Annotated in this window: 21 protein-coding genes; all 21 read right to left on the bottom strand. The window is 54.9% G+C overall.

The genetic code is table 11. From position 1 onward, the window contains the following. Window positions 1-10: 10 nt before the first annotated feature. Complete coding sequence (locus tag E0L13_RS00475) at window positions 11-1,012, bottom strand: beta-ketoacyl-ACP synthase III (RefSeq protein WP_168059550.1); 1,002 nt, start codon at window positions 1,010-1,012, stop codon at window positions 11-13. Continuing rightward, window positions 996-2,021, bottom strand: a complete 1,026-nt coding sequence (plsX, locus tag E0L13_RS00470) for a phosphate acyltransferase PlsX (protein ID WP_168059548.1) — start codon at window positions 2,019-2,021, stop codon at window positions 996-998. Before plsX ends, E0L13_RS00475 begins: the two co-directional genes overlap by 17 nt. Before the next feature lie 12 nt (window positions 2,022-2,033). After that, window positions 2,034-2,576: a transcription factor FapR gene (gene fapR, locus E0L13_RS00465; RefSeq protein WP_087477713.1), complete on the bottom strand. Its 543-nt coding sequence runs from the start codon at window positions 2,574-2,576 to the stop codon at window positions 2,034-2,036. Window positions 2,577-2,730: 154 nt separating this feature from the next. Further along, window positions 2,731-2,961, bottom strand: a complete 231-nt coding sequence (locus tag E0L13_RS00460; RefSeq protein WP_087477712.1) for a PC4/YdbC family ssDNA-binding protein — start codon at window positions 2,959-2,961, stop codon at window positions 2,731-2,733. Window positions 2,962-3,150: 189 nt separating this feature from the next. Further along, entirely contained in the window at window positions 3,151-3,990 is an 840-nt protein-coding gene (locus tag E0L13_RS00455) for a YitT family protein (RefSeq protein WP_087477711.1), read from the bottom strand. A 1-nt stretch (window position 3,991) separates the two neighbouring features. Beyond that, entirely contained in the window at window positions 3,992-4,408 is a 417-nt protein-coding gene (locus E0L13_RS00450) for a hypothetical protein (RefSeq protein WP_168059546.1), read from the bottom strand. A 23-nt stretch (window positions 4,409-4,431) separates the two neighbouring features. Then, a complete protein-coding gene (locus tag E0L13_RS00445; RefSeq protein ID WP_168059544.1) occupies window positions 4,432-5,694 on the bottom strand; it encodes a DUF3084 domain-containing protein in 1,263 nt (420 codons plus the stop codon). 133 nt (window positions 5,695-5,827) lie between these two features. Further along, window positions 5,828-6,916, bottom strand: coding sequence for an LptF/LptG family permease (locus tag E0L13_RS00440; protein ID WP_168059542.1), 1,089 nt, complete (start codon window positions 6,914-6,916; stop codon window positions 5,828-5,830). A 16-nt stretch (window positions 6,917-6,932) separates the two neighbouring features. Beyond that, on the bottom strand, window positions 6,933-7,652 hold the full coding sequence (lptB, locus tag E0L13_RS00435) for an LPS export ABC transporter ATP-binding protein (RefSeq protein ID WP_168059540.1): 720 nt from the start codon (window positions 7,650-7,652) through the stop codon (window positions 6,933-6,935). Between the two features lie 23 nt (window positions 7,653-7,675). Further along, the gene (locus E0L13_RS00430; RefSeq protein WP_232818756.1) at window positions 7,676-8,407 is read right to left on the bottom strand and encodes an LptA/OstA family protein; all 732 of its coding nucleotides are present in this window, start codon (window positions 8,405-8,407) and stop codon (window positions 7,676-7,678) included. Window positions 8,408-8,410: 3 nt separating this feature from the next. Continuing rightward, window positions 8,411-8,965, bottom strand: coding sequence for an LPS export ABC transporter periplasmic protein LptC (gene lptC, locus E0L13_RS00425; protein WP_168059538.1), 555 nt, complete (start codon window positions 8,963-8,965; stop codon window positions 8,411-8,413). Next, complete coding sequence (locus tag E0L13_RS00420; protein ID WP_168059536.1) at window positions 8,937-9,878, bottom strand: lysophospholipid acyltransferase family protein; 942 nt, start codon at window positions 9,876-9,878, stop codon at window positions 8,937-8,939. The genes lptC and E0L13_RS00420 overlap by 29 nt, the downstream gene beginning before the upstream one ends. A gap of 20 nt (window positions 9,879-9,898) precedes the next feature. Continuing rightward, window positions 9,899-10,432 (bottom strand): HAD family hydrolase, encoded by a 534-nt coding sequence (locus E0L13_RS00415; protein ID WP_168059534.1) that lies wholly within the window; start codon window positions 10,430-10,432, stop codon window positions 9,899-9,901. Beyond that, window positions 10,432-11,403 (bottom strand): KpsF/GutQ family sugar-phosphate isomerase, encoded by a 972-nt coding sequence (locus tag E0L13_RS00410; protein WP_087477703.1) that lies wholly within the window; start codon window positions 11,401-11,403, stop codon window positions 10,432-10,434. The genes E0L13_RS00415 and E0L13_RS00410 overlap by 1 nt, the downstream gene beginning before the upstream one ends. Before the next feature lie 20 nt (window positions 11,404-11,423). After that, on the bottom strand, window positions 11,424-12,269 hold the full coding sequence (gene kdsA / locus E0L13_RS00405; protein WP_087477741.1) for a 3-deoxy-8-phosphooctulonate synthase: 846 nt from the start codon (window positions 12,267-12,269) through the stop codon (window positions 11,424-11,426). Window positions 12,270-12,277: 8 nt separating this feature from the next. Then, on the bottom strand, window positions 12,278-13,015 hold the full coding sequence (gene kdsB, locus E0L13_RS00400) for a 3-deoxy-manno-octulosonate cytidylyltransferase (RefSeq protein WP_168059532.1): 738 nt from the start codon (window positions 13,013-13,015) through the stop codon (window positions 12,278-12,280). A 3-nt stretch (window positions 13,016-13,018) separates the two neighbouring features. Continuing rightward, window positions 13,019-14,155 (bottom strand): tetraacyldisaccharide 4'-kinase, encoded by a 1,137-nt coding sequence (gene lpxK / locus E0L13_RS00395; RefSeq protein WP_168059530.1) that lies wholly within the window; start codon window positions 14,153-14,155, stop codon window positions 13,019-13,021. Window positions 14,156-14,172: 17 nt separating this feature from the next. Then, window positions 14,173-15,528: a glycosyltransferase N-terminal domain-containing protein gene (locus E0L13_RS00390; RefSeq protein ID WP_168059528.1), complete on the bottom strand. Its 1,356-nt coding sequence runs from the start codon at window positions 15,526-15,528 to the stop codon at window positions 14,173-14,175. Window positions 15,529-15,533: 5 nt separating this feature from the next. Beyond that, window positions 15,534-17,285, bottom strand: coding sequence for a lipid A export permease/ATP-binding protein MsbA (gene msbA, locus E0L13_RS00385; protein WP_087477699.1), 1,752 nt, complete (start codon window positions 17,283-17,285; stop codon window positions 15,534-15,536). Continuing rightward, window positions 17,272-18,426 (bottom strand): lipid-A-disaccharide synthase, encoded by a 1,155-nt coding sequence (lpxB, locus tag E0L13_RS00380; protein ID WP_107195642.1) that lies wholly within the window; start codon window positions 18,424-18,426, stop codon window positions 17,272-17,274. Before lpxB ends, msbA begins: the two co-directional genes overlap by 14 nt. 13 nt (window positions 18,427-18,439) lie before the next feature. Continuing rightward, entirely contained in the window at window positions 18,440-19,255 is an 816-nt protein-coding gene (gene lpxI, locus E0L13_RS00375; RefSeq protein WP_168059526.1) for a UDP-2,3-diacylglucosamine diphosphatase LpxI, read from the bottom strand. Window positions 19,256-19,263: the final 8 nt, after the last annotated feature.

The raw sequence follows: 19,263 nt of genomic DNA, 5'->3' as shown, positions 1-19,263 counted from the left end.
CTCGTCGTCCTTATTTCGCATACCATTTCATTGCCAATCCGGCCCACGTAAGCCCGGCACCGAACCCGGCCAGCACGACGATATCGCCGTGTTTCATGCGTCCCTGGCGGTTCGCTTCGTCAAGGGCGATGGGAATGGATGCTCCTGACGTATTGGCATACTTATCTATGTTGACAAACACCTTTTCCATCGGCAGGTGAAGCCGTTTAGCCGCCGATGTAATGATGCGGATATTGGCCTGATGAGGCACGAGAAGGTCGATGTCTTCATGAGACAAGCCAGCCCGTTCCAAGGCCTTTTCCGCCGTCTTGCCCATAACCTTAACGGCAAATTTATACACTTCCTTGCCGTCCATCTTAATATAGGTCAGGTGCTTTTCCCGCGCTTCGTCCGTCGGTAGGATAGCAACGCCGCTGGACGGTATATTCAGGTACTGGCCGCCGTTGCCGTCGGCTCCCATGTCGGCACCTAAAATGCCGTAGCCTTGTTCTACAGGCCCTAATACGGCCGCGCCGGCCCCATCGCCGAACAATACGCAGGTGTTGCGGTCTGTCATATCCATAAAGCGGCTGAGGATTTCCGCGCCGATGACCAGGACGTACTTGCACATGCCGCTTTCAATATACTGGGACGCCGTAATCGCTCCGTAGGCAAAGCCCGAGCAGGCGGCGTACAGATCGAAAACGGCGGCGTTGACGGCGCCGAGGTTCTTCTGCACGATGCAGGCCGTCGACGGAATCGTCATGTCCGGCGTCAGCGTGCAGACGATAATCATATCCAGCTGTTCCGCCGTAATGCCGGCCATTTCCATGGCCTGTCTGGCGGCGATAGTACACATATCGGACGTGTTGACGCCTTCCGGCGCAAAGTGCCGTTCGCGGATACCCGTCCGCTCCCGAATCCATTCGTCTGACGTGTCTACGATTTTTTCTAAATCGGCATTCGTCACGACTCTATCGGGAACGTAATGGCCTGTTCCCAATATGCCGGCCGGATTAGTTTTCACTATCATACTGTTCTACCTCTTCTTCCTCTATACTTTTGCGAATATGGCCTACTACGTCCTGTTGCGCCAGTTCTCCCGCTACGCGGATGGCGTTTTTAATCGCCTTGGCTTTAGAGCTTCCATGGCAGATAATAAAGCTTCCGTCTACGCCGAGAAGAGGCGCGCCGCCGTACTCTGTAAAATCAAGACGTTTTTTTAAGGTTCGGAGAGCCGGATATACGGCCAGGGCTCCTAATTTAGCAATAAATCCGCTGCTCTTGATCGTATCCTTTACCAAGCGGATGATAAACATGGCCATTCCTTCGCCAAATTTCAAAATGACGTTGCCCACGAAGCCGTCGCAGACGACGACGTCGACGGTCCCTTTCGGAATATCACGGCCTTCTACGTTGCCGTAAAAGGAAATGGTCTTCATTTTTTCCAGCAGCGGATACGTCGCCTGGGCCAGCTCGTTCCCCTTCGACGCTTCCTCGCCGATATTCAGCAGGCCGACGGCAGGCTTGTCTACGCCTAGGATGTATTTCGCATAGTGCGAGCCCATAATGGCTCCTTCCACCAAATGCTTCGGCTTGCTGTTGGCGTTCGCGCCCGAATCAAGAAGGACCGTAATGCCCTTCTTCGAAGGAATCGGCGTCGCAATGCAGGGCCGTTCAATGCCCTTAATGCGGCCCAATCCCAGGAGAGCTGCCGTAACGGCGGCTCCCGTACTGCCGGGAGCTACGACGGCGTCACAGGCGCCGTCTTTTACCAGCTGCGTTGCCACGACAATCGACGCGTCCTTCTTTTTGCGGATTGCCTGAGCCGGATGTTCTCCCATATCAATGACCTGGCTGGCGTGAACGATAGACAAATGCGAATTGTCCTTCGCGCCGTACCGGTTTAATACTTCTTCTATTTTATTAGTATCCCCTACTAAGACGACGTCCAGGCTATACGATTTGACAGCCTCAATCGCGCCCAGCACCACTTCTTCCGGTGCATAATCGCCGCCCATAGCGTCTACAGCTATTTTCATACTTACGCTCCATCATTCCAAAGATTCTATGATAAACTTTGTGCGAAATACTTCCTTCGCATTTTTTCGTATTTTCACCCATACATAGTATTTCTGATCGCGGCGGCGAATCACTTCTGCTACGGCGACGAGCTTGTCGCCTACGGTAACAGGCTGTTTGTATTTGATATTAGCTACGGCCGTAATGGCCACAGGCAGGTGCAGCACGGCCTGGGCCAGCGAATTGGCCTGAGCATACAAGCATTGGGAGCGCACGATATGCGCTTCATCGACCATATCTTCCGTCGCTGTCATAATGGAAATCGCGCTCTGTCCAACGGTGCATTCCACGAGTTCGCCTACAAAGCCTGCATTCTTCTGCCGGGGCTGGGCCGCTTCCGCCTTTTGCTTGATGCGGATGCGCATTTCCGGAATCCCCAACGCCATGCGGTCCAAGCGGATAGTAGCTACGCTGACGGAAAATTCCTCCGCCAGTTCTTCGTCGTTCACGAAGGGATCTTCTTCTATTCGCTTGCGCAGCAGGGCATGCCGCTTATCTCTTGCTATACGAACCATTTCATCACCTTTAAGCAATTTATGACCAAGTACTAATAGTACATACAACTAGAGATTATATAATGTTTCCTGAAGATTTGCAAGCAAAAACAAAAAGTATGCTTTCTCAGCATTCATATAATGGAACTGTCGAAAGCATACTCTTCACTCCTTTTTAGTATTTATCAAAATCCAATTCGTTCAAAACGTCGCGCAGTTTTTCCAATTCTTCCTTCGTCAGCGTAATGCCTTTCGTCATGGCCTGGTAGTCCGGGTCCCACGAACGAAGGTCGAATTTCGGCGCGCGGTTGTTCCAGCTGATATAGGTCAGCTCCTTGCGCCAGCCGTCTTTATTTTCCGACAACGTGCCGCATACGTCTTCAATGTTAAAATTCAATTGTGCCATTGTATACCCTCCTAAAGACAAAACTTCATGTCTCTGATTACTTTTGTTTACAAAAAAACAAACATCAGCTACTATAATAGCAAATTTAACGCATCTGTCAATTATTAGTATACAATGAGTTATTCCATATCACAATCGTTTTGCATAACTATTTCTCCGTTATGTCAGATTGATATACCGGAGCCGCCCTTAATGATGAGGCGTCCGCCGTTTAAACAGGCCGCCGTGGGCTTCGCTGATATCAAAAATAGATATGAAGGAATTGGGGTCGATCTTGCGGACGGCGTCCTTTACCTTCGTCATTTCCAGACGCGAAACGACGCAGTACAAAATCTTCGTCGTTTCCCTCTTGTAAGCCCCTTCGCCGTTAAGCAGCGTAACGGCGCGGCCCATGTCCTGGGTCATGCAGCGGGCCATTTCGTCGTACCGCGACGTCACGATGAGCAGCCCCTTCATTTCGTCGAGGCCGTTCGTCACGATATCGATCATCTTATAGGCGATAAAATAGGCTACCAAAGAGTACATGGCGCTGTCCCAGGAAAAGACGAAGCCCGAGCTGCCTAAAATGAACAGATTAAAAAACATGATGATTTCGCCTACGGAAAAGGGCGTTTTTTTGTCGGCAATGATCGCCAGTATTTCCGTACCGTCGAGGGAGCCGCCCCAGCGGATAATCAGGCCTACGCCGAGGCCGATGATAATGCCGCCGTAAATAGTCGACAAAAAAGGGTCCGTCGTCACCGGCGTATGGTGAATGAACTTGCTCCACCCGGACAGGCAGAGTACGGAAAATAGGGATTGTATCGTAAATACGACGCCGATTTTCTTATAGCCGATGATGAAAAAGGGAACGTTCAGCGCGACGATAAACACGCTGAAGCTGACGCCGGTCAGTTCGGCCGCCATCAGGGCCAGGCCGACGACGCCTCCGTCGATGACGTGATTGGGCACCAAAAAAATATCCAAGCCGACGGTGTATATAAAAGCGCCGAGGGCTAATCCAACGGCGCGGAATGCATATCCTGTCATATCATTCTATTCCCCCTTGCCTATGAATGTAACGGAGACCGATGATCCAGGCCACGAAATCGTCGACCGGTTCGGGCGGATACTGCAGCGACAGCGGCACGAAGCGCCGCCATCCTCGGCGGGGCGTATACTTGAAATACATAGCCCGGCCTTCGACAGTCGTATTTTTCTCGTCGACGAGAGAAAAGGTCACGGCAGGAGCCTGCCGCCGTATCCACTGCTCGGCTACGGGCTGCAGATGCTTGTGATTGGTTCCGTCGCCCATGACGATATGGGTAAAGCGATACTGCGCATAAGCCCCAGTCAGATAGGCTTCCAGTTCTCCCGTCGGGATAATTTTTTTCTCCGCCAGGCTCCCGTCGCCGCCCAGCACGGCGACGCCCGTCTTTTCCGAGCCCGGATCAATTGCAGCTATCATTCGAATCTCCTCGTACTCTTTGCTTATTGAATCGGCTCGACGATGATGTCGATGCCCAGAGGTCCTGCCGTATACGTGTCATTCAGCGTGACGGCCCGCAGGACAATGTGTTCGCCGCTGAGCCCCTTAATGCGGGAAATGGTATCGAACATTTCCGTCGCCGACAATGCGCCGACGTTGCCGCTCAGCGGGTCGGGCAGCACGCCCTTGGCCTTGGCCTGCAGGTTTACGTCATGCAGAAAACGCATAACCTGTAATTCCGGATTATGAGCCGTTTCGCTTTCGTTCAGCTCCGTTTCATATACGACGTCGCCTTTATGATAAATGAGGTTGTTGTCGTGCATATCAATATGAACCAGCGCCGGTTCGCCGACCATGATATTGCCCGCCGCGATAAGGCGAATCAGCTTTTTGCCGCCGGCTCCGCCCTGCTGCAGGGCGCTGATGGCCGCGTTGAATTCGTCGGGCGCAATGTATACCAAAACGGCGTTTTCATCGGTAATGCCCAAATACCGGCAAATCATGGCGTTGGTCTGCTGCATGGCCCGGCTCAATTCTTCCCGCGTCGTTTTGCCGTCCTGGCCGCTGCTGAGGACGACGCTGGACAAGACTTCTCCTACGCGGAACATGACGGTTCCCTCGCGGATATTGGTCATCGTTTCGTTGAGAATGCGGATGCGCTTGTCGAGCACTTCGATAGTGCTGACCATGCGTTCCTTCGTTTCTTCCAGTACGGCCAGGTCATGCTGCGCCGCATCCCGGTCCGCTACGGCCTTGTCTTTATCCTGCAGGGCTTTATCCATGGCGACCTGTATGACCGACAGCTGACGGGCTTTGTCGTCCCGAGCTGCCTGAGCCTGCTGCAAATCGAGCTGCGTCAGACGGATTTCCTCGTTTTTCCCGTCCAGCTGCTCCTGCTGCAGCTGCAGCAATTCTTCGTTGGAGGCGATGAGGCGGTTTTTTTCATCCAGCTCTTTTCCCAAATCGCCGGCCTGCTTCAGCAGCTGGTTTCGCTGTGTTTCCAGCGCTTCGTTCTGCATCCGGAGCTGCTGCATTCCAAACAAGGCGATGCGCACGTTCTCTGACAATATGGACATGACGCCCAGCGTGACGGCGGCGATGCTGATGCCGGTCAGGATCGTAACGAGAATAGACGTATATTTAGGCCGAAGGCCGAATAATTTAATTTTCCGCTTGCCGACGCGCGAACCGATTTTATCGCCTAAATAGGCGATAATACCGCCCATAATGGCCAGCACGAACAGCATAATCCATCCGTATTCCATACAGCACCTCCTTGTATAGTATTATCATATAACATTATACTCATTCTGTCATTCCCTATTTTTATAAGAAATGTCCATATAAAAAACGGGTTAGCAGCACGGCTGCCTAATCAGGAACCGAGCTGCTAACCGTTTATTTCGACTTGCGGTATACGAGAACCGCGCCGGTAATGCCGCAGATGATATCGGGAAGAAACGCGGCCAGATACGGCGGTATCCGTCCGCCGTTGCCAAGGGCGTTCCCCAGCGTCATGATCGTGTAGTAAATAAAGATGACGACGACGCTGATGCCGAAGCCTATAGACGAGCTGCCGCGCTGCTTCTGCATGCCCAACGGCGCGCCGACGATGGCGCATACCAGGCTGGCCAGGGGCAGGGCGAAGCGGTTGTACATTTCTACCTTCATCTTATTGGTATTGACGGCGTTTTCGTCGAGAATCTGAATCTGTTCTCTCAGTTCGCGTATCGTCATTTCATCGGGGTCTTTCTGAGACGCATTGATGCGGTCCGGCTTCTGCACGATAGGCAGGGCCTGATGATCGAAGGTCATCGTCCGTTCTACGCCGTCTCCGCCGGAAAGGTCGTAAATGATGCCGTCGTGCATGACCCATTTCGCGCCGTTCCAGTCGGCCCATTCGGCTTTTTCCACCCGCACAAGCGTATCGTTTTCAAATTCCTGCACCGTAAGGTCCGTCAGCATCTTCGTTTCCGAGTTATACTGGCGTGCATACATCAGGCTGGAAATATTGGCGCCTTTGACGTTTTTGAGGACGATGTGATCCTGCGTCGCCGGTGCGACGTTATGCTTGACTTCTTCGTTGATAATCGTGTTGTAGGCATTGTTGGCCCGGGGCACGACGTATTCGTTGAAAATGGTCGTGCCGATAGAAATGAAAAAGGCAACGACGAAAATAGGCATGGCCAGGCGGGCGAAGTTCTGACCGCCTGACCGCATGACGATGAGCTCGCTGGAGCTCGACAGCCGGCCAAAGGCCATCAGCGAGCCCAGGAGGACCGACATGGGGAAGGTCACGACGATGATCGACGGCATAGCCAGCACTAAAATGCGGAAGGCCGCCCAAGCCGACGCGCCGTACGTATTGATCAGGTTGGCAATACGGTACAGCGTCCCCGTCCCGATGAACACGGCCGTAAAGGCGCAGACGCCGAACAAAAACGGGCTGATAAATTCTTTTAATATATACTTATCTAATATTCGCATTCTGTCTCCCTGCCTGTTACATTCTGAAGTCGTCGCCTAAATAGAACTTCCTTGCCACCGGGTCGTTGGCAATCATTTCCGGATTGCCTTCCAAAAGAATGCGACCTTCGCTTAAAATATAGGCTTTATCTACGATGCTCAGCGTTTCTCTGACGTTATGGTCCGTAATGAGGACGCCCATGCCGCGATTTTTCAGGTGGCTGATAATCCCCTGAATATCGTTGACCGCCAAGGGGTCGATGCCGGCAAAGGGTTCGTCCAGCAAAATAAAGGCCGGGTCCATGACCAGACACCGGGCAATTTCCACGCGGCGCCGTTCGCCGCCGGACAGCTGAATGCCCAGGCGCTTGCGCAGCTTGATGATAGAAAATTCTTCCATCAGCGCTTCTGCTTTCCTGCGCTGTTCCCGCTTGCTCAGCTTCGTCGTCTCCAGCATAGCCAGCAGGTTTTCTTCGACGGTGAGCTTGCGGAAAATCGACGCTTCCTGGGGCAGATAGCCGATACCGTAGGCCGCCCGTTTATGGATGGGCAGGCCCGTAATATCCTGATCGCCGATGCAGATCGAGCCTTCGTCAGGATGCTCAATGCCGACAATCATGTAAAAGGTCGTCGTCTTGCCGGCGCCGTTCGGCCCCAGCAAGCCGACGATTTCTCCTTGGTTCACCTGAATGCTGACGCCGGCGACAGCGCGCTTTTCCTTATACATTTTTACCAAATTATGTGTTTGAATCAGCATACATTGCTCCTTGCGCCGGCCGCTTATTCACTGCCCGGTATAATGACGACGGTCGACCGGCTCATGGCCTGGGCTGAATTATCTGCCAAGCGGATCATGATGTTGTCGCCTGTCAGCGAATTGCCGTTCTGCACGGCATTGACGTCTCCCGTCAGATGAACGACGCCGTCGTTCTTGCCCGGCGTCTGGGTATATACGGCTTTCGTCGCGTCGGCTACGAGATTGTCCGCCGGCGATTCAATATGGACGTCGCCCTGCCCTACGGCCTTAATTTCTTTAAACCAGGCATCGATGCGGTCGGCCCACAGCCGGGAACCCTGGGCTTCCAGATATCCGTTGCCCGTTACGATGCCGTAATCTTTATCCAAATAGTATTCGACCTTATCGCCGTTTACTTTCTTGTCCTGATAAATACCGCGCACGTCGCCTGTCGCAATGACGTAGTTGCGGTTCGTCGAATGCAGCTTGTCCGCCGTTAAATGCATGTCCGGCTGCTGCACGACGACGTTTCCTTCCAAGTCAGCTTCTGCCGTCTTTAAGTTGTATACGGCCTTGTCGCCGTTCATCGTCGCCTTGTCGCGCACGATAACGACGTTGCCCGTCGCTGTCGCCACCTGGGTCTTGCCGTTGTATTCCAGCTTGTCGGCCGTCACGGATACGGACGGATTGTCCGCGGCCCAAAGACCTGCAGCAGGGATGCTCATGAGTCCCAACAGGGCCAGAGCAAGCATTTTCTTTTGTAGTTTCTTCATCATAGCTTATTCTCCCTTGGTTACCTGCGCATGGCCGGTCAGCGTTACCTTATCCATACTGGTAGTCGTTTCAAACGCATCGGCGCGGAGGCTCGTGTTGTCGTGACGGTTCATGACGACCTTGCCGCCCTTTACCATATGCGTATTCATATTATAATACACACTGCCTTCAGTCTGCAATGTATCATTCCGATTTGTCGCCGCACTGACCGGCGGTTTGATTTCAATCGTATGCTTCTTGCGGTCTACAACGCCGTTCGGCGATGTAATCGTCATTTCCGTGCCGTCTTCTTCATCGACAAGCAGGGCTTTAGGATTTGTAAAATACATGATTTCCGTCTGGGGATCGATCATGATCTTATCGGCCGTCAGCTTCCAGACGAGCTTGCCGTTTTTATTTTCCACCAGCTCGGAGCCTTCGAATTCGACGAGGTTGTCCGCCTTCACATCAGGCTGCGCTACAGGCTCTTCCATCAGCGAGTACAATAAGGCGGCAAAGGCGATGACACATGCCGCGCCGATAAGTTTTCCTTTATTCTGCTTGAGTTGTGTTATCGTCACTGCCGTCTGCCTCCGCTCCTTGGTGCAACGCTATAATTTCTTCCGGTTCCGTGCTCCAGCGGTGCTGGAACCACAGCCATTCCGTCGGATGATCTTTGATAAACTGTTCCGTCAGCACGGCCATCTTCCGGGTCAGTCGGGCGATGTCTTCGTCCTTATTCCCCGTATCTTCATAATACATGACCTCGCCGATGACGACGCGGTGACGGTGGTGTTCGTCGTGAATCGCAAAAATCGGCAGGATAGGCGACCGGAATTTGCGGGCGAACTGCGCCGGTCCCCGCGGCGTCGACGACATTTTCCCCAAAAAGGGCTGGGGAACGCCGTAGAATCCGCCGTCCTGATCGGCTAAAAATCCCAATATTTTTTTGCGCTTCAGGGCCCGCGCGGCGATGATCATTTCATTCCCGCCGCGGGCAAATACTTCCAGCCCCATCATTTCGCGATTTTCATTGAGGAGCCGCGTTACCTGGTCGTTCGGCTGCTTTTTGACGATAGTCGTCGTCGGATAGCCGTACAGGGCCAGCGACGCGCCCATCCATTCCCAGTTGCCGATATGGCCGGTCAGCACGATGACGCCTTTATTCTCTTTCAGCGCCGCGTCCAGCCGTTCCGGATGCTCCAGTGTAACATACTGGGAAATATTATCTCTATTCAGCTTCGGAGTGTAGAGAATTTCCATCAGCGACTGGCCCAGATTCTGAAACAGGCCGTCCATGATCTGTTCCGCTGCGCCCCTATCGCATTCCATGCCTCGCATAATGTGGAAAATTCCGCGCTCGTACTGTTTTTTCAATCGCTTTCCTATAACCGGGCCTAAGGTTCGTCCCAAAGAAATAACGGCTGGATACGGAAGACAGCACAGCAACTTGCCTAATCCCCGCGCAGCGTGATACTGCCAATCCTTAAACACAATACAGACGCTCCTTTCTACTATTGAATCACTGCTGCCATGCCGCTCATATAGCGGCTGAGGACACTGTCCCACTGGTGCTGCTGTTTTAAAATATATTCGACCCACTCGCGCAGCGCGCCGTGGCCGCCGGCATAGGCCGATACAAAGGAGGCAGCCTCGCGCACCTCCGCGCAGCCGTCGGCCGGCGAAGCGCCGCATCCGGCTTTCGCCACGACGGCCAGGTCGTTCAAATCGTCGCCCATATAGGCGGCTTCCCCCATCGATATGCCCAGGTCCCGGCAAAGCTGGGAAAAAGCGGCCAGCTTGTCCGACGTATTCTGCATAACATAATCGATATGCAAATCCTCGGCCCGCCGCTCGACCATAGGCGAACGGCGCCCCGTAATAATAGCCGTTTTAAGACCTGCCGCCCGGGCCAGGGAAATCCCCATGCCGTCGCGGGCGGAAAAGCCCTTCATGGCGTCGCCGCCGGGGCCGTAATAAATCGTACCGTCCGTCAGCACTCCGTCCACGTCGAAGGCCAACAATTTTATTTCCCTCCAGCCGTCCATCAGACGACTCCCTGCCGCAGCAAATCCGTCAGGTGAACCATGCCGACGGCCTTGCCGTCGCCGTCGACGACGGGCAGTACCGTAATCGGACGAGGCTGGTTCTTTTCCATGATATGAAGGGCTTCGGCAGCCAGCTTATCGCTCGTAATCTGACGGGGGTTTTTAGTCATCATGGCGTCGACAGGCCACTGGAGGAAGTTAGATCCCGTTTCCAGGCCGCGGCGGACGTCGCCGTCCGTAACGAGGCCAACGAGGCGGCCTTCTTCGTCGACGACCGACACGGCGCCCAATCCCTTTTCCGTCATCATGAACAAGGCGTCCTGCACGATGCTGTCTTCGGAAATGACCGGATTGTCATTACCCTTGTGCATGACGTTTTCAACGGTCATGAGCAGCTTGCGGCCGAGCGCTCCGCCGGGATGATAAATGGCAAACTGATTTTTCGTAAAGTGATGGCACGACAGCAGGACGATAGCCAGGGCGTCGCCGAGGGCTAAGGCCACGGTCGTGCTCGTCGTCGGCGCCAGTCCCAGGGGGCAGGCTTCCTTTTCGACGGATGCGTCGAGGATGACGTCGGAATTTTTAGCCAGCGTCGAGTTGTGATTGCCTACGACGGCGATGATTTTAGCGCCGATTCGTTTCAGCGACGGCAGGATATTCAAAATTTCCACGGTTTCGCCGCTGTTGGAAAAGGCCAGGACGACGTCGTCCCCCGTTACCATGCCTAAGTCGCCGTGAATGCCTTCGGCCGGGTGGAGGAAAATAGACGGCGTGCCCGTGCTCGACAGCGTCGCCGATACCTTGCGGGCGATATGGCCCGATTTTCCCATGCCGGTTACAATGGTGCGGCCTTTCGATTCCATGATCATATGCACGGCATTGACGAAGTTTTGATCCAGCGTAGGAATGAGATTTTCAATGCCTTTTGCTTCTTGCTGGAGTACGTCTCTTGCTTCTGCTAATATATCCATCGTAATGTCACCTCTGTATATTATTTCGCCGTACTGACGCTTCTGCGGGTAATGTCGTTGATGGCGATCATATCGCGCAGCACGCCTTCTACTTGCGACAAGTATAACATATTCGGGCCGTCGCATAAAGCTTCGGCAGGATTATCGTGCACTTCCATGAATACGCCGTCGATGCCCGAACCGGCCGCCGCTCTGGCCAGGTTGCCGATGTACTGGCGAAGGCCTGCCGATTTCGTGCCGGCGCCGCCGGGCAGCTGGACGCTGTGCGTCGCGTCGAACACGACGGGATAGCCGAAGCTGCGCATAATGGGGAAACTGCGCATGTCGACGACGAGGTTATGGTATCCCAGGCAGAATCCCCGTTCTGTCAGCATGATATTTTCATTGCCCATATAGGTGATCTTGTCGACGACGTTTTTCATGTCTTCCGGGGCCATGAACTGGCCTTTTTTTACGTTGACGCACTTGCCCGTCTTCGCCGCCGCTTCCAGAAGGTCCGTCTGCCGGCAGAGGAAAGCGGGAATCTGCAGGATATCCAGCACCTCTGCCGCCGGCTCTACCTGCTCGATGGAGTGGACGTCGCTGACGACAGGCACGCCTAATTCTTCTTTAATATACTTCAAGGTGCGCAGCCCTTCCGTCAGTCCCGGCCCGCGGAAGGACGTGTAGGACGAGCGGTTCGCCTTATCAAAGGAGGCCTTGAAGATATACGTGACCCCCAGGGATTCGCAGATCCGCTTCATTTCCCGGCCGATATTCAGCACCCGTTCTGTTTCTTCCAGCACGCAGGGGCCGGCCATGACGAAGAGCTTTCCGTCTCCGCCGACAGTCTGATTTCCTACGGCTACGCGTTTTACTTGTTCCATCATATGCGTTATTCTCCCTTTTGCGCGAAGTATGCGCGGATATGTTCTAAGTCTTCCGGCGTATCGATGCCGATAAACGTATGGTTTGTCTTGATTACCTTTATCTTATATCCATTTTCCAGAACCCGCAACTGTTCCAGCGATTCCACTTTTTCCGCCGGCGTCTGTTCCATAGCAGCGTACTGCAGCAGGAAATCGCGGCGGTAGGCGTAAATGCCGATGTGCTTATACGGGCGTATCGTATCGTCAAAGGCGTTGCGCGGATAGGGAATCAGGGATCTGGAAAAGTACATGGCTTCGTCTTTCTGATTCATGACAACCTTGACGGCGCTCGGCTCATTGTACTCTTCCTCTGCCAGCGGCGAGGCGACCGTAGCCATGGACAGGGACGGGTCTTCTTCAAAGACGGCGCACAAGGCGTCGATGACGTCGGGCGCAATGAGGGGCTCGTCGCCCTGAACGTTGACGATGACATCGGCGTCAGGGAAATGAGCTACCGCCTCGGCCAGGCGGTCCGTGCCGTTGGCATGGTCTTCCCGCGTCATGACGGCATGGCCGCCGAAGGAGACGACCGTGTCGTACACTTTCGGATTATCGACGGCGACGACGACTTGTTCCAGCTTCGTCGCCTTCGCCGCTTGTTCATATACGCGCTGCACCATAGGCTTGCCGGCAATATCGGCCAGCGGCTTGCCCGGCAGGCGCGTCGAGGCGTAGCGGGATGGGATGATGCATACAAATTTCATAACCTAACCTCCTATTACGTGGCGTAATACCTTATCTATCTGTTCTCCGCCCCTGGTAACTTCCAGCGCGATGCCCAGGACGTACAGGGGCAAATCGTATTGTCTGATCCATTCCGGATTGAGCTTTACGGCGTCCTTTTCCGTCGTAATCAGCACGGCGCCTGCGGCGTCTGCCGCCTTTTTCATCGCCGCCATGTCGTCGGTTCCATAGTGATGGTGGTCGTCGTAACGCAGGGCCTGAACGACGTCATAGCCAAAGGAGCGAATCGTCTGCTCAAAGGACGCCGGGTTTCCCAGGGCCGATACGGCGACGGCCTTCGTTCCCTTAGGAAGAGCCTGGCAATTTTCCCGCCCCTTCATGCCGTTCCAGTCGCCGAAGGATATGCACCACTTAGCCCGATGGACCGATTCAGCAATGGGCGCGTCGGGATTATAGGCCTGCAGCGCGCCGTACACGGCGTCGATGGCTTCCCGCGACGCCTGGTCGCATTTCGTAATGAGAAACAGGCCGGCCCGATTCAGGTGCTCCATGGGCTCGCGCAGAATCCCCCGCGGCAATACCTTGCCGTTGCCGAAGGGATTGGTCGCGTCGACGAGGACGATATCCAAGTCCCGATGCAGCTGCCAGTGCTGAAAACCGTCGTCCAGCAGCAAGACCTGCGAGCCGAACTGTTCGATAGCCATTTGTCCGCTCCGTCGGCGTTCCCGTCCGATGACGACGGGAATCCCCGGCAGGCTGCGGGCCATGAGGCACGCTTCGTCGCCGCCTTCCGCCGCCGACAGCAGCACCTGCCGTCCGTCGGACATGACCGCCCCGTCGTGTTCCTTCTGGGAGCGGTATCCCCGGTTGAGCAGGGCTACGCGGTATCCTTCCCGCTGCAGCCGCTGGGCCAGCATACAGGCTGCCGGCGTCTTTCCCGTCCCGCCGACGGTAATGTTGCCAAGGCTGATGACGACGGCGTCCAGCCGGGCCTGCCGTTCCGGATGGTCCGCATAGGAACGGTATTTTTTCTCGACGCCCTTCCGGTACAGGACGGCGGCACGCTCCAGCGCGCCCAGCACCAGCCCGTCCCAGCAATGGGAGGACGAGCCGTTCATCAAATCGAGAAAGTACGCGGCAAGTTTCGTGCGCAATGCCATATGCTCATCTCCGATGCTTACTTCTTGTCTACTTCATAATGTCCGTATACTTCGTCCAGCAGCCGCTGCAGCTCGTCGAGGTTCTTCTTGGTCGCCCCTTGATTTTCTTCGACGATTTCCAGGCAGTGGCGCTTCATTTCTTCCGCCTTTTCAGGGTGAATCAGTATATCCAGACAGGTATCAATAAACTCTTCTTCATTCCGCACCATGACGCAGGCGCCGCGGCTGCTGAGAAGATCGAAAATTTCTACGAAATTAAACATGTTCGGCCCGACGACAATCGGCTTGCCGTGCGCCGCCGGCTCCAGGATATTATGGCCGCCGATATGGGCCAGGCTGCCGCCGACGAAGACCAAATCGCCCAGGCTGTACACCCGGCCCAGCTCGCCGATCGTATCGAGGAGGACGCCGTCGTATGGGCCGGCAATTTGCTTTCCCGCTACCATGTCGCTGCGTTTGACCATCGTCACGCCGTGCTTGACGCCTTCGTCGTAAATGAGGTCGGCCTGATGAATGTAGCGCGGCGCTATGATGAGCTTCGCTCCGGGGAAATGGTTCCGTATATTGCAGAACGCCTTGTATACCGACACGTTTTCCCCCTTATGGGTGCTGCCGGCAATCATGATGGGATAGGTGTTTTCGTCGAATCCCAGCTCCTTGAGGTAGCGTTTCTTTTCTTCATCCGTCACGATGCCGTAGGTCTGGTCGTACTTCGTATTGCCCGTGACGATGACCTTATTGGGGTCGGCGCCGATATCGATGATATATTGGGCGTCGATGCGGCTCTGCATGCAGAACACGTAAATCGTCGACAAGACGCGGCGCGTAAAGAAGGTAATCATGCGGTACCGGCTGGAGCTACGGCGGCTGATGCGCCCGTTCATCATCATGACGGGAATATTCTTGCGGGCCGCGATGCGCAAGAAGTTCGGCCAGATTTCCGTCTCGACAAGGACAATGGCCCGCGGCTTGACGATGGTCAAAATGCGGTCTGTCAGGTACGGCAGGTCCAGAGGGAAATATAAAATCCCGTCGGCGCCCTTGATAATCTGATGGGCCATGCGGAACCCCGTCGCCGTGACGACGGACACGATGATGACCTCGTTCGGATGGGTCTTGCGCATTTCCCGCACGATAGGGCTGGCCGCTACGATTTCTCCGACCGACGCGGCGTGCACCCAGATGGCGTGGCGGTTCGATATTTTTTCTTTTAAATCATCCGGCAGAAACCCGATGCTCTGTTTGATGCGCTGATAAAAGCCTTCTTCGCGAATCAGGCGGTAAATGAGCATGGGAATCAGCGTCGCCCAATACACTAGCAGCAGTACGTTGTACAGCCAATACATGGATTGGGCTCTCATATTTGTCTTCATGAATTTTATCCTTCTGCGTTATCTTTAAACTGCACGGCATACAAGTTCGCATACAAGCCCTTTTTAGCCAGCAGCTCTTCATGGGTTCCTTCTTCGGCGATATGGCCGTGGTCGATGACGACGATATGGTCGGCGTCGCGCACCGTGCTCAGGCGGTGGGCGATGACGACGGCCGTCCGTCCTTCCATCAGGCGGTCCAGAGCGGCCTGCACGATCTTTTCGCTTTCCGTATCGAGAGCCGACGTCGCTTCGTCGAGGATGAGAATCCGCGGATTCTTCAAGATAGCCCGGGCGATGGCGATGCGCTGGCGCTGGCCGCCGGACAAAGCGCTGCCCCGGTCGCCGACGATGGATTCATAGCCGTGAGGCAGGCTCATGATGAAGTCATGGGCGTTGGCCGCCTTGGCAGCCGCTACGATTTCGTCGTCGCTGGCGTCCAGCCGGCCGTAAAGGATATTTTCCCGGACCGTCGCGTTGAACAGCATCGTCTCCTGCGGCACCAAGCCGATTTGCTGGCGCAGTGAGGAAAAGGTCACGTCGCGGACGTCGACGCCATCGATGGTCAGGCGGCCGCTCGTCACGTCATAGAAACGAGGCAGCAAGTTGGCCACCGTCGATTTCCCGGCGCCGCTGGGTCCGACGAGGGCTACGATCTGGCCGGGCTTGACGGACAGGTTGAAATCCGTAAGGGCCGGATGCTCCGCGTCATAGGCAAAGGAAATGTGGTCGAATTCGATGTGGCCCTGTACGGGCGGCAATTCGACGGCGCCTTCCTTTTCTTTGACGTCCGGTTCCGTGTCGAGGGTCTCAAATACCCGGTCGGCAGCGGCCAGGGACCGCTGGATATCGCCGTATATTTCGCTGATGCGCCGCACGGGATTGGCCAGGTTGATGGCGTAAATCAGGAAGGCGATGAGCTCGCCGGCCGTCATATCGCCGTCGATGACGCTCATGCCGCCGTACCAGATAATCCCCGTAATGGCGATGGCTGCAAAAAACTGAATGAACGGCGTCAGCATAGCCGTCAGCCGCGTCGTCTTCATGAGGGCCCAGAAGTTGTTGTCGTTCTGCTTGACGAACCGTTTGATTTCAAAGGCCTCGCGGTTAAAGGAACGGATAATGCGGATGCCGGAAATGGCCTCTTCCAAAAGGGCCGTAATATCGGCCATCTTGCCCTGCACTTCGTGGCCGGCCCGGCGCAATCGCTTGCCGAATACGTTGATTGTCACGACGACGAGGGGCACGATGACCAGGGTCAGCAGGGTCAGCTTCCAGTTCAGCACCAGCATCGAAACGAGGGAGCCGATGAGGATGACCGATTCCTGCACGAAGGATATCAGGTTGCCGGCAATGGCCGTCTGCAGCGCCGTGACATCGTTCGTCAGGTTGCTCATGATATTCCCGGTCTTGCGGCGGTCAAAATACGACAGCGATAAAATCTGCAGATGACGGTACAGCTTCTCCCGTATGTCGTTTACGATTCGCTGCCCGACGAAGCTCATGAGGTAGCGTTCGCCGAAATAGAAAAAGCCGCGCAGGAGGAACAATACCAAAATACTGATGACGATGAGGTTGAGCGTATAAATATCCTTATTCGCCAATACCTTATCGATAACGTCTTTAATCAGCCACGGCACGACGACGTTGCTCGCGCCGGAAAAGGCCATACAAATAACGGCTACGACGAGGCGTTTTTTATACGGCGTAATAAACCTCAACAAACGTTTATAGCTTTGCCAGCTGTTATATTGCTTCATTCGGATGGTTCTCCTTAGCAAAATGTAATATCGTCCGGGCGATGCGGCGTACGGAGCCGGCTTCGCCCATGGTGCGGCCTACGTCGGCCATGGCGTCCCGCAGCTGTTCCCAGCGCCCGGCATCGTGCAATAACGGCGCGACGACACTGGCGATGCCCTCAGGCGTCACGTCGTCCTGCCACAGCTCCGGCATGATGCGCCGCCCCATGATGATATTGGGAAGGCCGATATTTTCTATGTGAACTAATACTTTCGACAGCCAGTACGTAAGGGGCGCCACGCGGTACACCAAAAGGGTAGGCACCTTCATGAGGGCCGTTTCCAGCGTCGCCGTCCCCGAGGCGGCAATAGCCGCCGTGCTGACCTGCATCATATCGTATACATGGGTATTCTCACCGATCGTGACGGGAACATCATGCTCCCCTATGATTGCTTCCAGCACCGACGTATCGATCGTCGAAGCCCGCGGCAAAAGGCACTGCACATCGGGCACCGTTTCCTGTATCTTCCGTACGCCTTCCAGCATGACCGGCAGCAATCCCCGCACTTCCTGCATCCGGCTGCCCGGCATGAGCAGTATCGTCTTCTTGCTGGCATCCAGGCCGAAAAAGGCCTCCGCTTCGCCGCGGCTCATAGACGGATGGACCGAGTCGAGAAGGGGATGGCCCGCATAGACGACGTTCGTCCCCATGGCCTTATACATGTCCGCCTCAAAGGGAAACAGGGAAATAGCCAAATCGGAATACTTGGCAATCGTATGACCCCGGCTCTTGTGCCAGGCCCAGATCGTCGGCAAGATGTAATAGACGACGGTAATGCCGGCAGCCTTGGCCTTCTTGATGAGCTGCATATTAAAGCCGGGATAATCGATGCAGACCAGCAAATCCGGTTTTTCTTCCTTCATCTTCCGGATGAGAAAATCACGGAGACGGAAGAAAAAGGGAATCTTGCGCAGAATTTCGCCTACGCCGATAAATCCCAGATTTTTAATATCATATATGATGTTTACGCCGGCCTCTTCCATACGGGCTCCGCCCATGCCCAGCAATTCTACGCTGGGGTCCAGTTCCCGCAGGGCTTTCGCTAAGTTGGCGCCGTGCATATCGCCGGACGCTTCGCCGGCGGAAAACATGATTTTCATGAAAACTCCTCTGTCAGAACGTCTTATCTACGGCGCAGATGCACAAATCGTGGGCATTGGCCAGCTTCAAGACCTCTTCCTGTTCCACAAACAAGGTCCGCTCCGCTTCCATCGCCAGGACGGTGCAGCCGCTGTCCAGCATGGATTGAATGGTCTGCTTGCCTACGGCCGGCACGTCGAACCGCACGTCCTGATTCGGCTTGGCGACCTTTACGACGACCGATTTTCCCCGTCCCAGCTCGCCGCCGCGGCGGATGCAGGCGTCCGTGCCTTCAATGGCTTCGACAGCCATGACAGCCTTGTTTTTTACGACGACAGTCTGGCCGATATCCATGCCGCCCATGGCTTTCGCCGTGACGAAGCCGAAGCGGATATCGTCCTCTTCTTCCGGAGTGGGCCGGCGCTTCGTCAGCACGCCCGTCGGCGGCATGAGCGGCTTGAGGTACAGCGTCTGGTCGACGACTTCAATGCCGTCTTTTTCGATTTCTTCGACAATCGCCAGCATAATCGTATCATCCTTGCGGTTGCGGAGCTTTGCCAGCAGCTTAATAGCCCGCAAGTCAGGGAATTTCAGCCCCTTGAACAGGATTTCCTTCGTAACCTTGCCGATCATCGTGACCTTGGTCACGTCTTCCTTTTTCATGGTCTTAATGACCTTATCCAGCTTGGCCACGTTGATGGCGTAGTAAGCGTCGGCTTCTTGCTCCAACTCCGGCGCTACGCCGTCGACGACGGCGATGACTACAACTTCATGGCCCAGCATCTTGGCGGCGCGCATAAATTCTACAGGCAGCTGGCCTACGCCAGCGAACAATCCGACTTTTTCCATTGCGTATC

Source organism: Megasphaera sp. SW808 (genome assembly GCF_012027795.1).
Lineage (GTDB): Bacteria > Bacillota > Negativicutes > Veillonellales > Megasphaeraceae > Megasphaera > Megasphaera stantonii.
The sequence above is the reverse complement of the archived record's forward strand: the minus strand, read 5'-3'. Positions and strand labels throughout refer to the sequence as shown.

Coding starts and splice junctions, on each gene's coding strand:
- E0L13_RS00475 (WP_168059550.1), bottom strand. CDS start 1,012: ATGATAGTGAAAACTAATCCGGCCGGCATATTGGGAACAGGCCATTAC.
- plsX (WP_168059548.1), bottom strand. CDS start 2,021: ATGAAAATAGCTGTAGACGCTATGGGCGGCGATTATGCACCGGAAGAA.
- fapR (WP_087477713.1), bottom strand. CDS start 2,576: ATGGTTCGTATAGCAAGAGATAAGCGGCATGCCCTGCTGCGCAAGCGA.
- E0L13_RS00460 (WP_087477712.1), bottom strand. CDS start 2,961: ATGGCACAATTGAATTTTAACATTGAAGACGTATGCGGCACGTTGTCG.
- E0L13_RS00455 (WP_087477711.1), bottom strand. CDS start 3,990: ATGACAGGATATGCATTCCGCGCCGTTGGATTAGCCCTCGGCGCTTTT.
- E0L13_RS00450 (WP_168059546.1), bottom strand. CDS start 4,408: ATGATAGCTGCAATTGATCCGGGCTCGGAAAAGACGGGCGTCGCCGTG.
- E0L13_RS00445 (WP_168059544.1), bottom strand. CDS start 5,694: ATGGAATACGGATGGATTATGCTGTTCGTGCTGGCCATTATGGGCGGT.
- E0L13_RS00440 (WP_168059542.1), bottom strand. CDS start 6,916: ATGCGAATATTAGATAAGTATATATTAAAAGAATTTATCAGCCCGTTT.
- lptB (WP_168059540.1), bottom strand. CDS start 7,652: ATGCTGATTCAAACACATAATTTGGTAAAAATGTATAAGGAAAAGCGC.
- E0L13_RS00430 (WP_232818756.1), bottom strand. CDS start 8,407: ATGATGAAGAAACTACAAAAGAAAATGCTTGCTCTGGCCCTGTTGGGA.
- E0L13_RS00415 (WP_168059534.1), bottom strand. CDS start 10,432: ATGGACGGCTGGAGGGAAATAAAATTGTTGGCCTTCGACGTGGACGGA.
- E0L13_RS00410 (WP_087477703.1), bottom strand. CDS start 11,403: ATGGATATATTAGCAGAAGCAAGAGACGTACTCCAGCAAGAAGCAAAA.
- kdsA (WP_087477741.1), bottom strand. CDS start 12,269: ATGGAACAAGTAAAACGCGTAGCCGTAGGAAATCAGACTGTCGGCGGA.
- kdsB (WP_168059532.1), bottom strand. CDS start 13,015: ATGAAATTTGTATGCATCATCCCATCCCGCTACGCCTCGACGCGCCTG.
- lpxK (WP_168059530.1), bottom strand. CDS start 14,155: ATGGCATTGCGCACGAAACTTGCCGCGTACTTTCTCGATTTGATGAAC.
- E0L13_RS00390 (WP_168059528.1), bottom strand. CDS start 15,528: ATGAAGACAAATATGAGAGCCCAATCCATGTATTGGCTGTACAACGTA.
- msbA (WP_087477699.1), bottom strand. CDS start 17,285: ATGAAGCAATATAACAGCTGGCAAAGCTATAAACGTTTGTTGAGGTTT.
- lpxB (WP_107195642.1), bottom strand. CDS start 18,426: ATGAAAATCATGTTTTCCGCCGGCGAAGCGTCCGGCGATATGCACGGC.
- lpxI (WP_168059526.1), bottom strand. CDS start 19,255: ATGGAAAAAGTCGGATTGTTCGCTGGCGTAGGCCAGCTGCCTGTAGAA.